This window comes from Thermoanaerobacterium thermosaccharolyticum DSM 571, assembly GCF_000145615.1.
Lineage (GTDB): Bacteria > Bacillota > Thermoanaerobacteria > Thermoanaerobacterales > Thermoanaerobacteraceae > Thermoanaerobacterium > Thermoanaerobacterium thermosaccharolyticum.
In genome coordinates this window covers 736,825-757,307 of the sequence record NC_014410.1, presented here as the reverse complement: position 1 = coordinate 757,307, position 20,483 = coordinate 736,825, and the positions used below count along the sequence as shown (strand labels likewise).

Sequence of the window (20,483 nt, the reverse complement as noted above, 5' to 3'; positions counted from 1 at the left end):
CCTACTTCAATGATTTACTACAATATGGACAATAAGACCATCTTGCATCTACTATTTTACCACAACTTTTGCAATTTACCATTAATCTCGATTTACATACAGCACAAAATATATCATTTTCTCCTACTTTGCTATTGCAATTAGGGCATCGCACATCTTTTTTATTGTTATTATCTTCATCAAATAATATTAAGCTTAAAAATATTGCGGCTACTATAAATATTAATAACATAATTATCACCTCTTTAGACTTCTACCACAATAAGGACATGTGATCCAGTCCTTTTCAATTTTATTCCCACACACTTTACAATAATATCTATTTTTTAAATGCTTCTTTACACCATAAACAGTTATTACAATAATCGTCAAAATACCTGCCAATATAAATAAATCCATAAAATTGTAGATACCAGATCCACATGATAAATACCAATTATTTAACCAGTTTTTCATAATTAATCACCCTTTAAAAAATTTGGATCTATAACAATAGATCCTAGATTGTATGTGAAGGTGTACATTAATAATCTCATGCAATTTTTATGCCAATTTAATGAAATCTGCTATTGCTGAAAGTAATAAATATATAAATACATATGGCTTCTTATGCGAAATAAACTGGAGAGCTAATCAAATAAAATTGGCACGATTTTTGCAATAGATGTAAATAAAGGAGGAATACAAGTATGAAAAAAATTTTAATCATTCTTTTAGCAACTGTTATTATTGTATCGGCAATATCAATCCCAATAATCTTAAAAGGAGGTGCTGGAAAAAACACAACTGCTGTACCAAATGGTACATATAACAACAATGTAGCAGAAAATTCAAACATAAAAACAAATAATGAAGGTAGTATTTCCATAGATGTAATGTTTCTAAATCCAAATAAACAAGGTGATAAAATACTTAAATTTCAGGTGATGTTAAACAATCATTCGATGGATTTATCAGATCTTAATTTATCAAAATCCGTAGAATTAGTAAATGATAAAGGATTATCAATAAAAGATGGATTCAATTGGAAAGAAGAAGGTTCCGGTCATCATGTATCAGGCATATTAAGTGTTGAAAATAACATCAATGGAAAAAAAATCCTTGATAACTCAACAAAATCGATAAAATTAGTCATAAAAAATATAGGCGGTGCGAATACAAGAGAGTTTGTATGGCAGTCTAATGAGCTTAGATGAGGTGATTTTAATGTACTTTATAGCTTTTATAGCAGGTATAATATCATTTATATCGCCATGTATTATTCCAATGATAACTGTTTATTTTACAACAATAACAGGTTTATCAATTGAAGAGCTTAAAAATATAAAAGACAAAAAAATTAAATTAAATGTCATATCAAGCACATTTGCATTTATTCTTGCATTTACAATTGTTTTTACAATTGCAGGCGGTACAGCAGGATGGATTGCATCATTATTTAAAAACTACTTATATTTACTAAATATTATAGGCGGTATTTTCGTGATTTTGTTCGGCCTAAACCTACTTGGGGTTATAAATATCAATTTTAAAAGCATAAATCTACCTGAAAATAAGATATTTGGAATTAAAACTGGAACTTTCAAAGCTTTTTTGATAGGTCTGTTTTTCGCATTTGCATGCTCTCATTGCATAGGTCCTATTTTATATTCGATATTAATATATGCGGGAAGTACCGGTTCTGCTGCATCAGGAATGCTCATCATGTTTATATTCTCTATAGGTCTTGCAGTACCATATATACTTGTTGGATTATTTATGGATAAAATACTTTTTGGATTAACTAAGATTAGTAAATATATGAGAACAATATCAAATATTTTGGGTACAATTATGATTATATTCGGAATCCTTCTTTTAACTGATAGATACTCTTATATAGTTGGTATTCTTAATAAGATAATACCTTATAAACTTCCTTTTGGAATGTAAATTTAATATTTTATAAAATAAGGATAAATTATAAAAGGTGGGATAACATGAGTACTATATTATATATATTATTATTCATCGGGATAATGTATTTAATGAATAAAGGCGGCATGGGATGTTGCGGCGGTCACAACCATAATGATCGCACTTATGAGAAAAATGGAAATATGGAACATCATCATGGAGATAATAACATGAATAATATAGAAATGGTAAAAGATCCTGTCTGTGGCATGCACATACCCGCTGATAAAGCCATAACAAAAGTTATAAATGGAAAAAGATATTATTTCTGTAGTGAAACCTGTGCAAAGGAATTTGAAAACAAATAAGTCGCACAATAATGGCTGTTGATATAATTCAACAGCTTTTAATATATTACTTACCAAATCCGAAAATAGTATAAGCATTTATTGATACTATCGTTAATAATGCATTTTAAGATTTAAGGTATAATATTACATGAAGGAGTTGATTCAATATGGGAAGCTCAGCGAATAGAACTGAAATTATTAAAAGAAGATATGAAAGAATTGCAAAATATTATGATCTGATGGAAAGCCTTATGGAGTCTTCAGGCGGTAAAAGGTGGAGAAAGATGCTTTGGTCTGAGGTTTCAGGAAACACTATACTTGAAGCAGGTATTGGTACTGGTAGTAATATTTTATATTATCCTGAAGGTAAAAATATTTATGGTATTGATTTTTCACCTAAAATGGTAGAAATATCAAAAGATAAAGCCAAAAGGTATGGTAAAAATGTCGATATTAGAGTAATGGATATAGAAAACCTTGAGTTTAATGATAGTACATTTGATGCTATAGTAACAAGCTGTGTGTTTTGTTCTGTGCCGGATCCTATAAAAGGATTAAAAGAGCTAAAAAGAGTATTAAAAAATGATGGGAAGCTTTTTATGCTTGAGCACGTAAGAAGCAAAAAACTAATCTTAGGTACACTAATGGATATCCTCAATCCTCTTACTGTAAACACATGGGGTGCAAACATAAATAGAGATACCGTAAAAAACTTAAAGATTTCAGGATTTAAAATACTTAAAGAAGAAAATCTAGCTCTTGACATAATGAAACTTATAATTGCAGGCAAATAAAAAAGTCGATATGTGAAATAAAAAATTTCTATAAAAAATTTCTCAATCTTCATAAGATCTTTATAATTGCATTGTATAATAAAATCACAATAAAAAAACAAGGAGGAATTTTAAATGAGAAAGAAAGTTATAGCTATATTTGCAGGTGTGCTAATAATAGGTGCTATAGCATTTACGCAAATACCTGCATTAAGAGCAAAAGCCGATACAATTAATAACGGCTATGGTTTTAACATGATGGGTTCAAATTTCAACTATAATGCGATGTATAACTACATGAAAGGCCTGACAGCAAAAGATGTGCAAAATATGATGGGTGGAAATATAGATGAAAAAGATGCACAAAATATGTTAAATGCATGCACAAATTCATTAAAAAATGAAATTAATGGACAGCAAAAGTAATTTAATTTAGGAGCCAAATGGCTCCTTTTTATACATAGTTAATTCGCATCTATAATCATATCTGAAATAATGTAAGAATTCCTAAAGAACATACAAGTACATATATTATTACGAGTATGGTTTTTTCCCATTTTTTTAATTTATACTTTTCAGGTAATGCCTTCCATCCAAGCGCTAATAAAAATCCAAGAACAATTGGCAAAAGCAATGAATTCATTATTTCAACTGAAATTGTCAATGTAACAAGGGGTACTCCTGATAAGACGATAATGGCGGAAATAATGATACCTGCAGCATATAAACCGTAAAATATTGGAGCTTCTTTCCATGATGAATTAAGGCTTCGCTTAAAATCCATAACTTCACCTAGAGACCATGAAGTTGCCAATGAAACAACGACAGCTGCTATCAAAGAAGCACCAAGAATACCAGCCGAAAATAGAATTTTACCACCAACCTGACCTACAAATGGTATAAGTGAATCAGCAATCTGCTGAATATTCGTAAGTGAAACATTTGGATTTATTCGTCCAATAGTGGCAGCCGTTAATATAAGTACAACCGCCATGATTATCTGAGTCACGACAGAACCAACAGCAGTGTCAATGCGGCTAAATCTTATTGATTTTTCAGTTAATTTTTTATCTATCACAGCACCTTGTTGATAAAATATCATCCAAGGCATTATTACGGCTCCAACATTTGCTGCTATAAGAAGTCTATAAGATTCATCGCTTAAAGGCTTCTGTCCAATAATCCCATTTATTATTGATGAAGTATCGGGATGTGCTAGTATAACCGCTGGTATAAAGCTTAATTCAAATAATCCAATAAATATAGCTATGCGTTCAACAATAGTATAACGTCCAAAGCCTGTTATTAATATTAAAGAGATTGATGCAAGAGATATGCTTATCCACTTTGGTATACCAAACAATAAGCCAACACTAGCAATACCAGAAAATTCTGTAACTAAAGCACCTATAGCAGAAACCACAAGTGTTAAAACTGAAAACCATGCCCAACCTGCACCAAACTTTTCTTTGATCAATTCGCCATGCCCTTTTCCAGTCGTTATTCCGATGCGTGTTGTAAGTTCCTGCACAAAATACAGAATTGGTATGAGCAAAAATTGCAACCACAACAAGCTATAACCCCATCTTGCGCCCGATTGTGCCGATGTTATAATAGATCCTGCATCAGTATCTGCTAACATAACAGTGAGTCCTGGGCCTATTGTTGCAAGTAGTAATAAAATAGCAGATTTTTTCTTTTTTGATCCTTCAAGTTTTTTGGATAGTGTAAGTTCATTTTCATTTAATGACATATAAGCACCCTTTCTATATTAGTTTTTCTGAAACTTGGTACAACTTGAGAAATGTGAATTTTGTTGACTTTTACATCCTTCTTGTGATTTTGAAATTCATTCTCAATTAGATTATATAATATATTTCCTCATACTGCAATAATAAATAGAACCCTTTTAGAGTTCTATTTATTTATATCCTTTATATCAAATTTTAGGTCATTTAGCCTCTCTCTTTGCTTTAATGATTTTAATTCAAGAATTTTAAGATTTAATTCATTTTTAAGTTCGTCCATATCAGAAATATCTTTGTCAAGATCTTGTTTTCTCTTTTCAAGAGTCGATATTTTGCTCTCAATTTCTATTTTTCCTTTAATATAATCTTTTGTTGAAGCCTCGTCTACAGAAATCATCGTTTCTGCAACTTTCTCGAGGCTTTCAGATTTTCTTTTCAAATTCTCAATCTCTGATAATAAATCATTTTTTATCTTCTCTGATTCTTCTATAGCCTTATCAATTTGATTTAATTTATCATAATATTTTTTTAATTCGTGATCCATATCGTTGTATTCACGATTTAATTTCTTTTGGCTATTTATCTCAATTCTCATTAAATCGTCCATTGTTAGATTGCCAATTGCAGCTTCTTTTCTCAATCTTTGGTAGTATTCAGTATCTATTTTACCCTCTGCGTACAATCTATCTATTACAGTTATCATCTCATCATATTTGTCATATTCATAATGTCTTTCATGATAGAATCCTTTATTTCCGCAGCATCCAAAATCATCAATTAAATCAAAGAACCTATAAAAACCTCTTCCGCCGCATCCCATTATAACTCACTCCTTAATTGCTTGATTTTTTGCAGCTACTCTCTTTTTAAGTTCTTCAAATTCTTCTTCAGCTCTTTTTTGCTTTTCAATTTCTTTTAATTCTTTTTCTACATTATCTCCATCATCTAATATGTTATCAAGCATGCCTTCATCAACCATATAATCAATAGCTTGTGATTTTGCATATTTTTCTTTAATTTTTTCTTCTGCATTTCTTATTCTTTCACCTAAATCAGTTGTATCATTTGCAATACCTGTCAACGTTTCTTTTATCATTACCTGTGCATCCGATACTTTTTTCATAGTAATAAGTTCTTCTTTTTTGCTCTGTAATTTTATTAAATTGTCTTCCATTTGTTCCTTACTTTTTTCTATATTCATAAGCTGCTCCTCTATGCTTTTTATCTGTGATTCAAGATTTGTCTTTTTTTCTATTAAATCATTTTTATTTTGTATTGATGCTTTTGCTAAATCCTCTCTACCGCTTTCTAAAGCTAATTCAGCATTTTTCTCGTATTCTGATATTTTAATATTGATGTCGCTTAATTCATTTTCTAATTTTTTCTTTAATGTTGCCACATCTAGCATAGATTTCTTTATTTTAGATAAATTTTCTCTCATCTCTACTAATGAGTAATTTAAGGTGTCTTCAGGATCCTCCATCTTTTCTACTATGTCATTTGCCTTAGCTTTAAAAATATTAGATATGCGTTTTACTAAACTCATAATTAATCTCTCCTTTACAATTTTATATTCTAATATTACCTCAGAAATGTGAAGATCTTATGAAATCTTAACTATTATTTTAATTTCAATTATAGAAAATTTATGTACAAAATTAACATACAATTATAATTAGATGTTAGTGCGATTTTTCTGCTTATTACACGTGTTTCCTGTCATAAAATCAATCTGTCTCTATTATATAAACATATTAAACCATATATAATAGCACCGGTTATCAATGTTATTTTAAAGCCAAATATCATAGATATTATTACAGATAGAATCGAACCGATTACTGACATTGCACCGTTGATACCCCAAGCAATCGGTATAACATTCTTATCACCCGTACCTAATAATCTGATTCCCCTTGGGAATGGCATACCCATAAAAAAGCCTGGTATCATAACTAATATTGATGAAATGATTATTTTATTTATTAAATTGTCCCTACCACCGCCAGGGCCAATTATTAATACATTATCTTTTTTACCAAATGTATATGGTAAATATTCTACATCTTTTTTATATATGTCTAAACTACCATCTTTACCATCAAATTTATACATAGGAGAGCTTGCCGTTCCATCAATTGTTACAATCATCTCGTTCGGATCGTTGTCGACTCTTATAACATCCGTTCTTGAAAAAGCATTCCATTTAGTGTATACAATCTCTGCTTTATCTCCCGAACTAATTATGTTACCAAATGTTTTTAATTTACTTGTAATTATGCTGCCAAAGTTTTTTTCCATCACACTAATATAATTTTGCGGCACAAAAATTGACATAACAAACATACCTAACACTGCATATGCAATTATGTATTTCTTAGATAAAAAATTTACAAAGAATATTACAGCAATAGATGAGATTATAGATATCAATATGATTGATTTTATAACACCTAAATAATCAAGTGAAAATAAAACTAAAATACTGCCAAGTCCAGAACCAATCAAATCTGCAAAATACAATTTATTGCTTATATCACTAAATTCACTATAAATTGATGATAAAATATAACCACCTATTATAAAAGGTACCATAGCAGGTATAATATATACCAATATATTGATAGAAAACGGTAATATATAAAATAATCCTAGAACAAATATATATGAAATTGGCATCAATACTATCTTCTTAATTAAGTTGTCCTTTAAAAATTGATTATTTGTCTTATTGTTTTTTAATTGTCTATATGCAATTATTCCTCCAATACCGAGTCCTAAAATTGAAAACGAGGTTATTATAAATGTGTAATGATATGTAAAAATAGCTGAAATAACCCTTGTCAATATTACTTGATATATAAACATTGATATGGATAAAAAGCTAATTCCAAACAAAAGCAATAATTTGCTTTTTCCCTTCTCTTGAATCATCTAACCCATCCTTTGCTGTTATTTATAATAATCTTATTATTTCTTTATCTTACATATGGTTCTGGATCAACTGGTGTACCGTTTATCCTAACTTCAAAATGAAGGTTAACACCTGTAACAAGTCCAGTACTCCCAAGTTTTACAACAGGTTCGCCTTTTTTTACACTTTTACCTTTTGAAACTAATATAGAGGAATTATGTGCATACAATGTAGATATACCTCCACCGTGATCGATTATCACAGAATTTCCATAGCCTGATATCCATCCGGTATATATGACTGTCCCATCACCAGCTGCAACACCAATTGTTCCATATGGTGCAGGTATATCTATACCTGTATGTAACTTCTTTGTCTTGTAAACAGGATGTATTCTATATCCAAATGGTGAACTTATACTGTAATATCCTGGTACAGGCCATACCAACTTTCCATTGGCATATTTTACATTGCTATTATTCGTGTTTGTCGAACCAATTTGAGCTCTTATGATATCCATTACCTGCTTTGATGCAGTTTCTAGATCTTCAAGATCTTCCTCATATTTTTTTTGTTGTCTTTCTAGGTCTCTCAAGACACCACTTCTTGATACCATGGCAACTTGTATCCTTTTCTTTCTCTCTTCCACTTGAGCTGTAACATATTGCAAATTATTTTTTTCTTCTTTTAAGACTTCTTCTTTTTTCGCTATTAAATTTTTAGTGTTTTTTATTTCATTTAAAATTCTTATATCAAAAGCCATTAATTTTTTTATATTATCAAGTCGTGATATAAAATCGATAAAATTTTTTGAACCCAATAAAACTTCAATATATCCTGCATCACCACTCATATATATTGCTCTTATCCTCTCTTTATACAAACTCTTACGAGAGTCATATCTTTTTTGAGCTATATCTAGTTCTTTCTGTGTCTCACTTATTTTTTGCTCAATTGAGTATAATTTCCTCTGATTTTCAATCAATTCTTTTTGAGTTTCTGATAGCTGTTTGTCGATGTCTAATAGTTCTTTTTTTACAGATTGCTGTTTTTGATAATTTTCACTCAATTTTTTTTGAGTTTGTTGTTTTTGAATGCTTAAGTCTTCAAGTCTCTTTTTATTGTCAGTTAAATTAGATGAATATCCATAATTAAAAACAGATGCAAAAATAAAAATGATAATTAGAAAAATAGTCATCTTACGTTTCATCAATATCCCCCTAAGAAATCTATATATAATCGACATACCTGGTATGAATTTCACCAGGTATGTTACAATACCTATTCTGTTGCGTCATCCTCAGGTTTTTCGATTTGCCTATTGCCTTTATCTTGTTCATGGCTGTGATTATGACTATGCATACCTTTCATCATAAATAAATGCATTAATGGGCACAACAGTAGAAACAAAAACGGTAAAATAGTTGTTAAAAACTTCATCTGTAACACTCCTTTCATAAAATTTTTATTCAATTAATGGATATAGTAAAAGAAAACCGTCGATATTGCCATTAACAAAACTACCACCGCAATATCTAAAAAACCTTTTTTACTTTGTACCGGCATCTCATCTTTCTCAATAGTATTGTATTTTTTAATATAATGTGCCGCTATCAAAGCTGCAGCGATAAATATAGCACTAGCAAGATGAGCGATTGTAAATGGTGGTAAAATCATAGGATTTCCGACTCTAAAAAATTCTACAATAGATCTATTTATATTGAAGAAAATAACATATATGATAAATAATTGTCCATTGTATTTTATTTTGTCCCTTTTTCTCCAAAGCACGAAAAACATAATATAGTCAAGTAAAAATTCATAAACTTGTACAGGATGCAATAATTGTCCATTTACTTTTATTCCCCATGGCCATGGACGTGCCATTGCATACCCAAATATGTCGCATCCTATTCTTCCGATTGCTTGTCCTATAGCAAGCCCTGGCGACGCTAAATCTGCAATTTTCCAGAAATTTAATTTATATTTTCTAACATACCATATACTAAATAAAATCCCGGCAACTAAACTACCATGAATAGCCATCCCACCATCATGTATTTTCAGTATTTCAAGTGGATGTGTCAGGAAAAAATATGGTCGATATGTCAAAACGAATCCAAGCCTTCCCCCTATTATACCAACTATTATAAGGTACACGAGAAATTCTGAAACTTTGTCAACATCAAGGCCTTTTCTTTTGGCTTCTTTTAATGCCAAAATATACCCTGTGCCAACACCTATCGCTATCATTATTCCAAATAGATATATAGTGAAACCGCCAATATTAAACAAAGGTACTGTCATGAAAAATCTCCTCTCATATTAACTTTCATACTCATTCTTCAAAAAGATATATAAATTACTGTATCAATTGCTACAACAGTGTGCTAAAAGGCACTAATTCTCTGCTTTAAAAAATTTTATAAAAGATTGTCTTTATGTTTTACACCGATATTATTGCTATTACCGCCATAGCATCCATATATTATAACCTCCATTCCACATCTATCACTAACGCACGATATAATAAAAAATGATATAAGGTCTAAAATTAACTTAAGAAAAAGATACACTATAATAAAACCTTAGTACCATCTAGAAATTTATAATGCAAAAATCATGCCAAATAAAAAGGGCCTGAAAAATATCAAATCTCTAAATAAATTAGAGAATGATAGTTCAAACCCAAGTAAAAATTAATCAAATAGAAATTTATAATGCATTTTAGTAGATCATGTACGTCAGACCAAATTAACAGCAACCATGATGACTGTGCCCACCATGATGTCCTCCATCACTTTCATTTTTTACATATTTTTCTGGATTCTTTTCAAATTCTGCTTTACAACTTTTCGAACAGAAAAAATATTCCTTTCCATTGAATGTTGTTTTAGCTGCAGCATTATCCTCTTTAACATCCATTCCACACACTGGATCCTTAGCCATTTTTCACACCTCCTTTGATACATTATACCCATACTGGGTTTATGTTTATATGATATCATTTAATTACACAAAAGTCAATCGGAATATACATATTTATGTGCTTCTATTATTAATTTAAATATTATTGCCATAACATTATATTAAACAAATATCTAGTAAATTATTTTAAAAATGTCAAAAGCCCTCTTCTATTGTGAAGAGAGCTCTATAATAATTATTCTGCTGCTTTTTTAAGTGCTTGGTCAAGGTCATACAATATGTCGTCGATGTCTTCTATGCCTATTGAAAGTCTTATTTGGTCAGGGGTTACACCTGCTAATGACAATTCTTCTTCGTTTAATTGCGAATGTGTCGTGCTTGCTGGATGAATTACCAAAGACTTTGCGTCACCAACATTAGCCAGCAATGAGAATAATTCAAGGCTGTTTATGAATTTGATTCCAGCATTTATTCCACCTTTTATTCCAAATGTCAATATTGATCCAGCGCCTTTCGGTAGGTATTTCTTTGCAAGTTCATGGTATTTGTTTTCTTTAAGTCCAGGATAGTTTACCCACGTCACATTTGGATTGCTTGCTAAGAATTCTGCTACTTTTTGTGCATTTTCCACATGTCTTTGGACTCTTAATGACAAAGTCTCTAGTCCTTGTAAAAATAAAAATGCATTGAAGGGGCTTAAAGATGCACCAGTGTCTCTTAAAAGCTGTACCCTTAATTTTGTAATATATGCGGCCGGTCCAAATGATTCAACATATTTGATTCCGTGATAGCTGGGATCTGGCTCTACAAATTCAGTGAATCTTCCGCTTCCTGCCCAATCAAATTTTCCTGAATCTACTATTACTCCTCCTATTGATGTCCCGTGGCCTCCTATAAATTTTGTCGCTGAATGTACTACTATATCTGCCCCGTATTCAAACGGACGGAAAAGATATGGTGTTGCAAATGTGTTGTCTACAATTAGCGGTATTTTATTCTCATGCGCTATTTTTGCTATAGCCTCGAAATCAGGTATATTTATCCCGGGATTTCCTATTGTTTCTATATACAATGCCTTTGTTCTGTCTGTTATTGCTTTTCTGAAATTTTCAGGATCATCTGGATCTACAAATGTCGTTTTAATGCCAAGTTTAGGCAATGTTAAAGCGAAAAGATTGTATGTTCCACCATATAATGTACTTGCAGATACTATTTCATCACCTGCACCTGCTATATTTAATATAGAGTATGTTATAGCTGCAGCACCAGATGCTGTTGCAACTGCCCCTACTCCTCCTTCAAGTGCGGCAATTCTCTGTTCAAATACATCATTTGTCGGATTCATAATTCTTGTATATATGTTTCCTGCCTCTTTAAGATTGAATAATGCTGCTGCTTGATCAGTATCTTTAAAAACATATGATGTTGTCTGATAGATTGGAACAGCCATTGAACCTGTCGTAGGATCCGGCTTTTGCCCCGCATGTACCTGCAATGTATCAAATTTTAATTTTCTTTCTTCACTCATATAAATCTCTCCTCTTCATAATTTTAGTTTAAAGAAATTAAAATGTTATTCTTATAATTCACCTCTTTTCGCTTTTTTAGAATATTAAAAGCCCTCTTCGATGTAGAAGAGGGCTAAATTTACGCCGCTCCTCTCATCTCTCAGGTTTCCCTGCAGGATTTGGCACCAGACGCATAATATATGCCGGTTGCCGGGTTTCATCGGGCCAGTCCCTCCACCACTCTTGATAAGAGGTTCGATATTTTCTTTATATTGTTAATTATATTAACACTTTAAATCAATAATGTCAATAGGTATTCTTGGACATTTATCAGGTTGAAATTTAAAATCTATATAAATTTTCACTAAAATACCTATCAGATCTATCAGGAAATACTACAACTATATTTTTTGGTTCCTTTTGCTTATTAGCCTGTTTTATAGCCGCAGCAAAGGCAGCGCCCGACGATGATCCTACAAATAATCCTTCTCTTTTTGCAAGTTCCTTAACATAATAAAAGGCTTCATCATCAGATACCTTTTCGACATCATCTATTAAGCTTACATCCATAGTATCAGGTATAAAATCATTACCTATGCCCTCTATTTTATAGCATTTTACTAAATCTCCTCCACCAATTATTGAACCAATAGGATCAGCAAGCACGCCTTTTACTTTAGGATTTTTCTCTTTTAAATACCTAACTACACCTGTGAACGTTCCACCAGTACCTGCTCCAGCAATAAACACATCTACATTTCCATCCAAAGCATCATATATCTCTGGTCCTGTTGTTTCATAATGAGCCTTTACATTTGCCATATTTTTAAACTGGTTTGGAATATATGAGTCCTTAATCTCCTTTGCTAATTCATATGCTTTATCCATCGCTCCTTTCATTCCAAGCTCTTTAGGCGTATTTATTATTTCAGCACCCAAAGCTTTCATTAGTATCTGTTTTTCTACTGAAAATTTAGTTGGTACAACAAATATGACTTTATAACCTTTATTCAATGCTGCAAGTGCAAGGCCAATGCCCGTATTCCCAGCAGTAGGCTCTATTATAGTAGAACCTTTTTTTATTAACCCTTTATCTTCAGCATCTTTTATCATGTAATAGCACGTTCTATCTTTTACAGAACCACCAGGGTTCATGTTTTCTAGCTTGGCAAAGATGTTTACATATGGAGGTATATCAAAATGAGTTATTTTTAGAAGTGGTGTCTTGCCAATTAAATCACTGATTCCCTCTGCATATTTCATGATTTCAACTCCTTATTGCATTTTTTAAATCATCAATTAAATCCAGATAATTCTCAAGTCCAACTGATAGTCTTACTAACTTATCGGTTATGCCAAGCTTCAATCTCTGTTCCTCTGGTATAGACGCATGTGTCATTTTTGCTGGATATGAAATTAGGCTTTCATATCCGCCTAGGCTTTCCGCAAGTGTAATAAGTTTTACATTGTTTAATAATTTTAATGCCATATCTTTGTTTTTTAACTCAAATGAAATCACGCCTCCAAAGCCATCCATCTGCTCTTTTGCAATATCGTATCCTGGATGTGTATGTAAACCAGGATAATAAACTTTTTCAACTTCAGGTTGTTCCAAAAGCCAATTTGCAATTTCTTTGGCATTTTTCTCATGTCTTTCCATTCTAACGCTAAGTGTTTTTATTCCCCTAATCACAAGGTAAGAATCCTGTGGTCCTAAAATGCCACCAACTGCATTTTGCAGAAAATGAATTTTATGAGCTAATTCTTCACTATTAACAACGACAAGGCCTGCTACAACATCGCTATGGCCTCCAAGGTATTTTGTTGCACTATGAACAACTATGTCTGCACCTAATTCAATGGGTCTTTGGAAATATGGTGTCATAAAAGTATTATCAACTATCGAAAGTATGCTATATTCTTTAGCTATTCTTGAAATTTCTCTGATATTTGTAATTGTCATAAGAGGATTTGTAGGTGTTTCATAAAATATTGCCTTTGTATTTTTTGTTATACTATTTACAACATCATCTTTTAAAGACGTGTCTACAAATTTTGAAACTATGCCAAGCCTTTTAAAAACTTTCTCAAGTACCCTGAATGTTCCTCCATAAACATTATTTGAAACTATTACCTCGTCACCAGCATTAAAAAGCATCAAAACTGTCGATATTGCTGCCATGCCAGATGCAAAGGCAAAACCACCCTTTCCACCCTCTAGATCATTAATAAGCTTTTCTAATGATTCTCGTGTTGGATTACCTGTTCTTGAATATTCATAACCCCTATCTTTTCCTACGGCATCCTGTTTAAACGTCGATGTTTGGTATATAGGTGTTGATACTGCACCTGTTTTTTCGTCACCAAATATACCACCATGAATTAATTTTGTCTCCTTTCTCATCCTAAATCCTCCTTATTCTTTAATTCCTTTTGCTATAAATATTCCTGTTTTTGCTATCTCTCCTTTAGATGACTTTGCAGTTGCATAAAGTCCTGTTTCTTTTACAAGTATTTCTTTAAAGTTACTATGAATAAGCCATTTTTCTATATCTTCTAAATTAAATCCAAGCCATCTGTCGTACATTTCGAATCTTGCCCACTCACTACTGTGCTTCATAACATCTGTTATGATCAACATTCCGCCCGGCTTTAAAATCCTGTGTATTTCCATGATGCCTTTAAACGGATTTTCTACATGATGTAATACCATGTTTGAAAAAACTACATCGATAGAATCATCAATTATTGGTATTTGCTCCATACTTCCTTTTAAAAAAATTATGTTATTAATGCCAGCATTCTCAGCAGTTTGTTTTGCATATTTAAGCATTTCATCTGAAACGTCGATCCCAACAACTTCTCTTGCATATTTTGATAATTCCAAAGCCATAAATCCTGACCCTGTACCAATATCTGCAACAATTAAACCGCCTTTATTTTTTATGTTAGATCTTTCTATTGCAATGTTTCGAATATCATCATCGAAGTATTTTTTCCTAATCTCATCCCATTCTCCCGCTATACTGTCAAAATATTCTATATAGTTCATATAGCACCTCCTAATTTATAGTATTCCGATATGAATACTTGGTTATAATTAAAATACCATTCTTCTTCTAAAATGTCAATAAAAAAATTACTTTTTTAAAAAATTTCTTCAAGAAAAACATGGACTTCTCAAACTAAAAATTAACCCCCCTCCTGTAATAAAGAGGGGGATTAATTTAAGATTTATTAAAAATTTTATTTAGCTCATCAAAATCATACGTATTTATCACATCTTTCGCTTCAAGCCAACCTTTACGTGCAATGCCGATGCCATATTTTATGTCATCAAGTCCTTCTATCCTATGTGCATCTGGACAGATTGCAAATTTTACACCTTTTTCTTTTGCATATTTTATATATCTCCAATCCATGTCCAGTCTATAAGGGCTCGCATTTATTTCAATTATTTTGCCATATTCAGCAGCACTATCTATAACTTTATACACATCAAGGTCATAACCATCTCTTGCAAGGAGAAGCCTCCCTGTTAGATGTCCAATGATTTTTGTGTATCTATTTTTTATAGCTTTTATTATTCTCTCTGTCATATCATCTTTGCTCATTTTAAAGCTGGAATGAACAGATGCAATGACAAAGTCAAATCTTTTTAATATATCTTCATCATAATCAAGTGAACCGTCTCTTAATATATCAGATTCTATACCTTTTAATATCTTTATATCAGCATATTTATGATTCAATTCATCAATTTCATCCAATTGCCTTAAAATATCTTCTTCTTTAAGTCCATTTGCATAAAATGCAGATTTACTGTGATCTGTAATACCAATAATTTTATAACCGCGATCTCTTGCCGCATTCACCATCTCAGAAAGTGTATTTGCGCCGTCGCTGTATATCGTATGTACATGAAAAACCCCTTTGATGTCTTTTTCCTCTATTAATACTGGAAGTAACCCTTTTTCTGCCGCTTCAATTTCACCCATATTTTCGCGAAGTTCTGGAGGAATATACGATAAATTGAGATTATTAAATATCTCTTCTTCATCACGGCATTTAATAAGTAAATCACCCTTAAATAGACCATATTCATTCATCTTTATTCCCATTTGCCTTGCCCTATGCCTCATAGCTGTATTGTGCTCTTTGCTACCGGTAAAATGGTGCAATGCATATGGATACTCTTCATCTTTGACAACCCTTAAGTCTACATTTATGCCAGATTTCAATGTTATGCTAGTCTTAGTTTCTCCCTTAGCTACAATATCCCTTATACCTTCATATTTTGTAAATACGTCCATAAGCTTCTCAGGACTTTCTGTGGTAGCAAGAATATCTATATCTTTCACTATCTCTTCTCTTCGCCTTAAACTTCCAGCAATCTCGCATCTTATTATCAATCCACTATCAATAAGATATTGTTTTAATAAGGTAGCATCTAAATATGCATCCATAAATAGATGCTTACCACTAAACTGTTTTATAAATTGTATACCTTCAAGGATTTTTTTCTGTGTCTTTTCACCAAATCCAGGTAATTCAACTAGTCTATTTTCAATACAGGCATATTCCAGCTCACCAACCGTCTTTATATCCAATTTGTCATACAATGTTTTTATCTTTTTAGGTCCAAGACCTGGTATTTTTAACATCTCAATGAGGCCTTCAGGTATCGATGCTTTAAGATTATCATAGTATTCAAGTCTCCCAGTTGTAACAAGCTCTGTAAGCTTTTTATTAAGCGCATCACCAATGCCTTTTATATCCTTTAACCTATCTTCTTTTATTAATTTTTCAATATCATCATCAAGAACTTCTATTGTACGGGCAGCATTATAATATGCTCTCGACTTAAAAGGATTTTCACCTTTTAGCTCTAATAAAAGCCCTATTTCATTAAGTATATTGATAACAGTTTTCTTATCCATACTCATCACATCTCTTTATTATTTTAATATCACCCAACCTAAATAATTGCCGATACATTCTTAATATATTATATCATTTTCACTGTAAGACAATAAATAAAGTATGGTCCATGTATGAACTATACATTGTTTATTTCTCAATTTTAAATATAGTTATGAAAATTACAGCTAATATTGAGCATACAGCACTTGATTTTCTCTTTCCAATCAATAATTTTCATTGCCGAAACCGTCCCTTTCCAAATCCTCTTTTAATTCCTTTATTTCTTCCATCTGCGCGTCACTTATTCAAATGATATTTTTTCATCACGGCCACACCTTCCTATTCTAAAAACAATACTATTATTCTTTGAATATTCTCTTGTATAAATCCTCTCCATAGCTTGTCTTAAGCGGTTCACCCTCAACTAATTTAAAAGACCTTTCACCATTGGGCTTTCTCTCAGCTCGTAAAAAAACTGCATTGTCCAACTTTTTATCGTACAAGCTGCGAGATAATTCATATAGATGCGTGACAAAAAATATTTTTACTCTGGCTTCCAGCAATGCGCTTATTATCTGTCTTGAAATCTCTGAGCCCTCCCTTTCATTTGTAGCTGCAAATGATTCATTAAAAAGTATCATGGAATTTTGCTTTATATTATCGACAATGTCACTCATCCTGCTTAATTCTTCGTCTAATTTACCGCTGTTCATTTCTTCATCTTCTTCTCTCTTAAAGTGTGTAAACAATCCGATACTAATATTAGCAGAAAATCTTTCTGCCGCCACAAACATCCCAGACTGCATCATTAACTGCGCCAGCCCAATACTTCTTAAAAACGTCGTTTTTCCACCTTGGTTAGCTCCTGTTATGACAAAAAGGTCCTTCTCATCCCCATTTAAATCGTTTGATACTACTCTCTTTTTCATTGTCAGAGACAGACTAATATCATATAGACCGACAAATGAGTGTTTCCGTTCATCCGCTGATAAAGGCACGGGAAAGCATATAGTCTCACCTATCTTCATAAGTTGCTCATATAAATTAATGCAGCCGATATAAAATGCTAATTCTGTTCTTAGCATTTTAAAAAAGCCGTTAATGTGATCTGCGGATTGTGCTAAAGCATTTGCTGCAAGGTTTATGCCTCTGTCCTTTAATTCTGATAATGCCTTCATTCCACTTTCATCTCGATCGGCGATGTAAAATGTAAAAGCCGTAGCCTTTTTTGAAAAAATCTTTTCAATTAAACTCTGTTTAATTTCATTAGGTTTTCTGAGAATGTAATTAATCCCTTTATTGCCTTTTCCCAATTCTGCACTTATCAATACCCCTTTTTCAAATTTCAATTCTTTTAAATGTGTTTTTACGACTTCAATGTACTCATCATTTAGCTCTTTTTGTAGCATTGAAAATAATGATTTAAAACCATCTGATTCAAAGTTATCGATATTTTCTTCCGCAATTTTTCTCAATTTTATAAGCATATCCACATACATATACATAAGTTCAATTGAGCTGTGCAAAATTGAAGACGGATAGCTACTAAAGATGCTCCAAAAATTTTTCTTCTCATTTTCTAATGTTTCAACCGCAATACCATAAATGGTCCTGACGACAGAAGGATTTTTAAGGCAATCTCTTAAAATGTCTTGACGATAAATTATCTCATTTACATCATTTAAACTTGTTAGAATGACTTTGTAAGCCACATCATACAAAAATTCATCGCCTTGTGCCATAGCATCAAAAACCGCCTTCAAACCCAAATCCTGTATCAGCATCTGTTCATTCCAAGGCAATTCCTGTTTCATATCAAAAACACGATTTTTGTACAATAGAAATGTCTTCATAATTTTACACGCTCCTTTATATAGTCGTACGTAAGTCTGTATTTTTCCGCAATTGTAATAGCATAAGATAATCCGTCAGCCGGTTTTCTTACAACCTTATAAGTTCTAAGCGATGGATTGTCCGGTACGACCGTACTAACTACACTTACAGTCTTTTCACTATAAGTGGATAATTCATCTATAAATGTAACCCAAACACAAAGCAAATCTAGATCTATAATTCTATCCATTATCTTTTTGCTGAGAAAAATGGCATCTTTTAATGTAGTAGAAGTAAATATTTCATTCAATATAGCAATGCTGTAAGGCGTAGCTTTTGAGAGAATATCATAAATTCTAATCAATTCGTCTTCTAACTTGCCATGAAGTTCATTTACATTTTCCTCTCTTTCAAAGTGTGTAAAAATATTGTCAAATAAGAATAACTGTGCTTTATATCCTGGAACTGGACATCCAATGCTTGCAAGATAATGAACTTGCCCAAATGTCCTGGCAAATGTAGTCTTTCCTCCTTGATTAGGTCCAGATACAACGAAGATTCGCTCATTACCACTTAAATAAAAATCATTAGTAACAATCGTCGATTTATTAGAAATAAGTTTATTTGCCAATGCCAAATCAAAGCATCCATAATCAAAAACTTCTTTTGATTCGCTTACAAAGTGTGGATAACAAAACTCCAATCCTATTTCTTTAAACTTTGAAATAAATTCTAAGTAAGACATATAAAATTGTATCTCCCGTTCAAATGTACCAATTTTTTCATCAACATAACTGCTATTTTTAGCGCAGTAATCGTCAAGTTCGATAAATATTTCTTTATATAATTGAGCTACTATATCTAAAATTTTTGCCTCAACATGATTCATATCGGCATAGTCCGAAAACTTCTTCCTGTAATCTTTTGTCTCTCCTTCTTTAAATTTTTTAAAAGTTTCTTCTACGATGTCGCTGTAATTTATCTCTGATTCGTATTTACCTACTTTTATACTGTTTCCCCTTATAAGAATACTGTACTTTACCGATGACAAATCTTCATTAAGCTTTTTCGTAGCATTGTTTAATGAAATGAATGTTTCGCTTTTAACATAGTCTAAAATATACTCTCTAAAGGCGATAAAACCTGTAGATTTTAAATTAATCTGTGTCAAATCGTTGCCAAGACAAGCTACAGCATCACAATATATTAAAACTGCATCTAAAAACCATCTTTCCTTTTGATATTTGTAGTAAAGCTTATCTATCTGTTTCAGATGTTGCCGCATAAGTTGAAATTTTTCAGAAAAAGATTTTATGCACTCAAAAAGTTTTTTGTTTTCTAGATCTTTCATTATTTCTTGACGATATTTTATTGTATCAATGTCATTAGACAATTTGTAGAAAAACGGTTTAAGGTTATATTCGCTTCTGCCAAATGTTACAGCATCTATTATTTGATCAATATTTAAATCCGTAAAAAATTCCATTTCGCAAGGTACTTCATTACTTAACAAATCATTAGTATTTAGAAACAGAATACTTTTAAACGCCATTTCATCTGCACCTCCTAAGAAAATTAGAGCGATATTTAAAAGAATATTTTATCTAAAA

The 20,483-nt window shown here is 31.7% G+C and carries 22 protein-coding genes and 1 riboswitch; of the genes, 5 read left to right on the top strand and 17 right to left on the bottom strand.

All coding sequences use genetic code 11. From position 1 onward, the window contains the following. Position 1 precedes the first annotated feature (1 nt). Complete coding sequence (locus TTHE_RS03710; RefSeq protein ID WP_013297269.1) at positions 2–232, bottom strand: zinc ribbon domain-containing protein; 231 nt, start codon at positions 230–232, stop codon at positions 2–4. A 5-nt stretch (positions 233–237) separates the two neighbouring features. Continuing rightward, positions 238–456: a zinc-ribbon domain-containing protein gene (locus tag TTHE_RS03705; RefSeq protein WP_013297268.1), complete on the bottom strand. Its 219-nt coding sequence runs from the start codon at positions 454–456 to the stop codon at positions 238–240. A gap of 233 nt (positions 457–689) precedes the next feature. Here TTHE_RS03705 and TTHE_RS03700 point away from each other — a divergent pair, with 233 nt between their 5' ends. From TTHE_RS03700 to TTHE_RS03680, 5 genes are all read left to right on the top strand, one after another. Beyond that, on the top strand, positions 690–1,196 hold the full coding sequence (locus TTHE_RS03700) for a hypothetical protein (RefSeq protein WP_013297267.1): 507 nt from the start codon (positions 690–692) through the stop codon (positions 1,194–1,196). A gap of 10 nt (positions 1,197–1,206) precedes the next feature. Then, positions 1,207–1,932 (top strand): cytochrome c biogenesis CcdA family protein, encoded by a 726-nt coding sequence (locus tag TTHE_RS03695; RefSeq protein ID WP_013297266.1) that lies wholly within the window; start codon positions 1,207–1,209, stop codon positions 1,930–1,932. A gap of 47 nt (positions 1,933–1,979) precedes the next feature. Continuing rightward, positions 1,980–2,264, top strand: coding sequence for a YHS domain-containing protein (locus tag TTHE_RS03690; protein WP_013297265.1), 285 nt, complete (start codon positions 1,980–1,982; stop codon positions 2,262–2,264). Between the two features lie 149 nt (positions 2,265–2,413). Continuing rightward, positions 2,414–3,040 carry a class I SAM-dependent methyltransferase gene (locus TTHE_RS03685; protein WP_013297264.1) on the top strand — a complete coding sequence of 209 codons (627 nt, stop codon included), beginning with the start codon at positions 2,414–2,416 and terminating at the stop codon, positions 3,038–3,040. A gap of 114 nt (positions 3,041–3,154) precedes the next feature. Further along, positions 3,155–3,445: a hypothetical protein gene (locus TTHE_RS03680; RefSeq protein WP_013297263.1), complete on the top strand. Its 291-nt coding sequence runs from the start codon at positions 3,155–3,157 to the stop codon at positions 3,443–3,445. A gap of 55 nt (positions 3,446–3,500) precedes the next feature. Here the strand turns inward: TTHE_RS03680 and TTHE_RS03675 are convergent, their stop codons facing one another. From TTHE_RS03675 to TTHE_RS03610, 15 genes are all read right to left on the bottom strand, one after another. Continuing rightward, positions 3,501–4,772 (bottom strand): Nramp family divalent metal transporter, encoded by a 1,272-nt coding sequence (locus tag TTHE_RS03675; protein ID WP_013297262.1) that lies wholly within the window; start codon positions 4,770–4,772, stop codon positions 3,501–3,503. 164 nt (positions 4,773–4,936) lie between these two features. After that, on the bottom strand, positions 4,937–5,587 hold the full coding sequence (locus tag TTHE_RS03670) for a coiled-coil domain-containing protein (protein WP_013297261.1): 651 nt from the start codon (positions 5,585–5,587) through the stop codon (positions 4,937–4,939). A gap of 6 nt (positions 5,588–5,593) precedes the next feature. Beyond that, positions 5,594–6,313, bottom strand: coding sequence for a PspA/IM30 family protein (locus tag TTHE_RS03665; RefSeq protein ID WP_013297260.1), 720 nt, complete (start codon positions 6,311–6,313; stop codon positions 5,594–5,596). A gap of 173 nt (positions 6,314–6,486) precedes the next feature. Beyond that, the gene (locus TTHE_RS03660; protein WP_013297259.1) at positions 6,487–7,701 is read right to left on the bottom strand and encodes a spermidine synthase family protein; all 1,215 of its coding nucleotides are present in this window, start codon (positions 7,699–7,701) and stop codon (positions 6,487–6,489) included. A gap of 44 nt (positions 7,702–7,745) precedes the next feature. Next, on the bottom strand, positions 7,746–8,891 hold the full coding sequence (locus TTHE_RS03655) for a murein hydrolase activator EnvC family protein (protein ID WP_013297258.1): 1,146 nt from the start codon (positions 8,889–8,891) through the stop codon (positions 7,746–7,748). Between the two features lie 71 nt (positions 8,892–8,962). Continuing rightward, positions 8,963–9,121, bottom strand: coding sequence for a DUF2933 domain-containing protein (locus tag TTHE_RS13905; RefSeq protein WP_013297257.1), 159 nt, complete (start codon positions 9,119–9,121; stop codon positions 8,963–8,965). Positions 9,122–9,154: 33 nt separating this feature from the next. After that, positions 9,155–9,988 carry a prolipoprotein diacylglyceryl transferase gene (lgt, locus tag TTHE_RS03650; RefSeq protein ID WP_013297256.1) on the bottom strand — a complete coding sequence of 278 codons (834 nt, stop codon included), beginning with the start codon at positions 9,986–9,988 and terminating at the stop codon, positions 9,155–9,157. 447 nt (positions 9,989–10,435) lie between these two features. After that, positions 10,436–10,630: a YHS domain-containing protein gene (locus TTHE_RS03645; protein WP_013297255.1), complete on the bottom strand. Its 195-nt coding sequence runs from the start codon at positions 10,628–10,630 to the stop codon at positions 10,436–10,438. Between the two features lie 214 nt (positions 10,631–10,844). Further along, positions 10,845–12,137, bottom strand: coding sequence for a homocysteine synthase (locus TTHE_RS03640; protein WP_013297254.1), 1,293 nt, complete (start codon positions 12,135–12,137; stop codon positions 10,845–10,847). A 130-nt stretch (positions 12,138–12,267) separates the two neighbouring features. After that, a riboswitch (SAM riboswitch) is annotated at positions 12,268–12,370 on the bottom strand. Between the two features lie 89 nt (positions 12,371–12,459). Next, positions 12,460–13,380 (bottom strand): cysteine synthase A, encoded by a 921-nt coding sequence (cysK, locus tag TTHE_RS03635; RefSeq protein ID WP_013297253.1) that lies wholly within the window; start codon positions 13,378–13,380, stop codon positions 12,460–12,462. 4 nt (positions 13,381–13,384) lie between these two features. After that, positions 13,385–14,521, bottom strand: coding sequence for a bifunctional cystathionine gamma-lyase/homocysteine desulfhydrase (locus tag TTHE_RS03630; protein ID WP_013297252.1), 1,137 nt, complete (start codon positions 14,519–14,521; stop codon positions 13,385–13,387). Between the two features lie 12 nt (positions 14,522–14,533). Next, positions 14,534–15,169 carry a class I SAM-dependent methyltransferase gene (locus TTHE_RS03625; RefSeq protein WP_013297251.1) on the bottom strand — a complete coding sequence of 212 codons (636 nt, stop codon included), beginning with the start codon at positions 15,167–15,169 and terminating at the stop codon, positions 14,534–14,536. A gap of 175 nt (positions 15,170–15,344) precedes the next feature. Continuing rightward, positions 15,345–17,057 (bottom strand): DNA polymerase/3'-5' exonuclease PolX, encoded by a 1,713-nt coding sequence (gene polX / locus TTHE_RS03620; protein WP_041587422.1) that lies wholly within the window; start codon positions 17,055–17,057, stop codon positions 15,345–15,347. A gap of 342 nt (positions 17,058–17,399) precedes the next feature. Next, positions 17,400–18,893, bottom strand: a complete 1,494-nt coding sequence (locus tag TTHE_RS03615; RefSeq protein WP_013297249.1) for a MutS-related protein — start codon at positions 18,891–18,893, stop codon at positions 17,400–17,402. Further along, positions 18,890–20,425, bottom strand: a complete 1,536-nt coding sequence (locus TTHE_RS03610; RefSeq protein ID WP_013297248.1) for a MutS-related protein — start codon at positions 20,423–20,425, stop codon at positions 18,890–18,892. Before TTHE_RS03610 ends, TTHE_RS03615 begins: the two co-directional genes overlap by 4 nt. Positions 20,426–20,483: the final 58 nt, after the last annotated feature.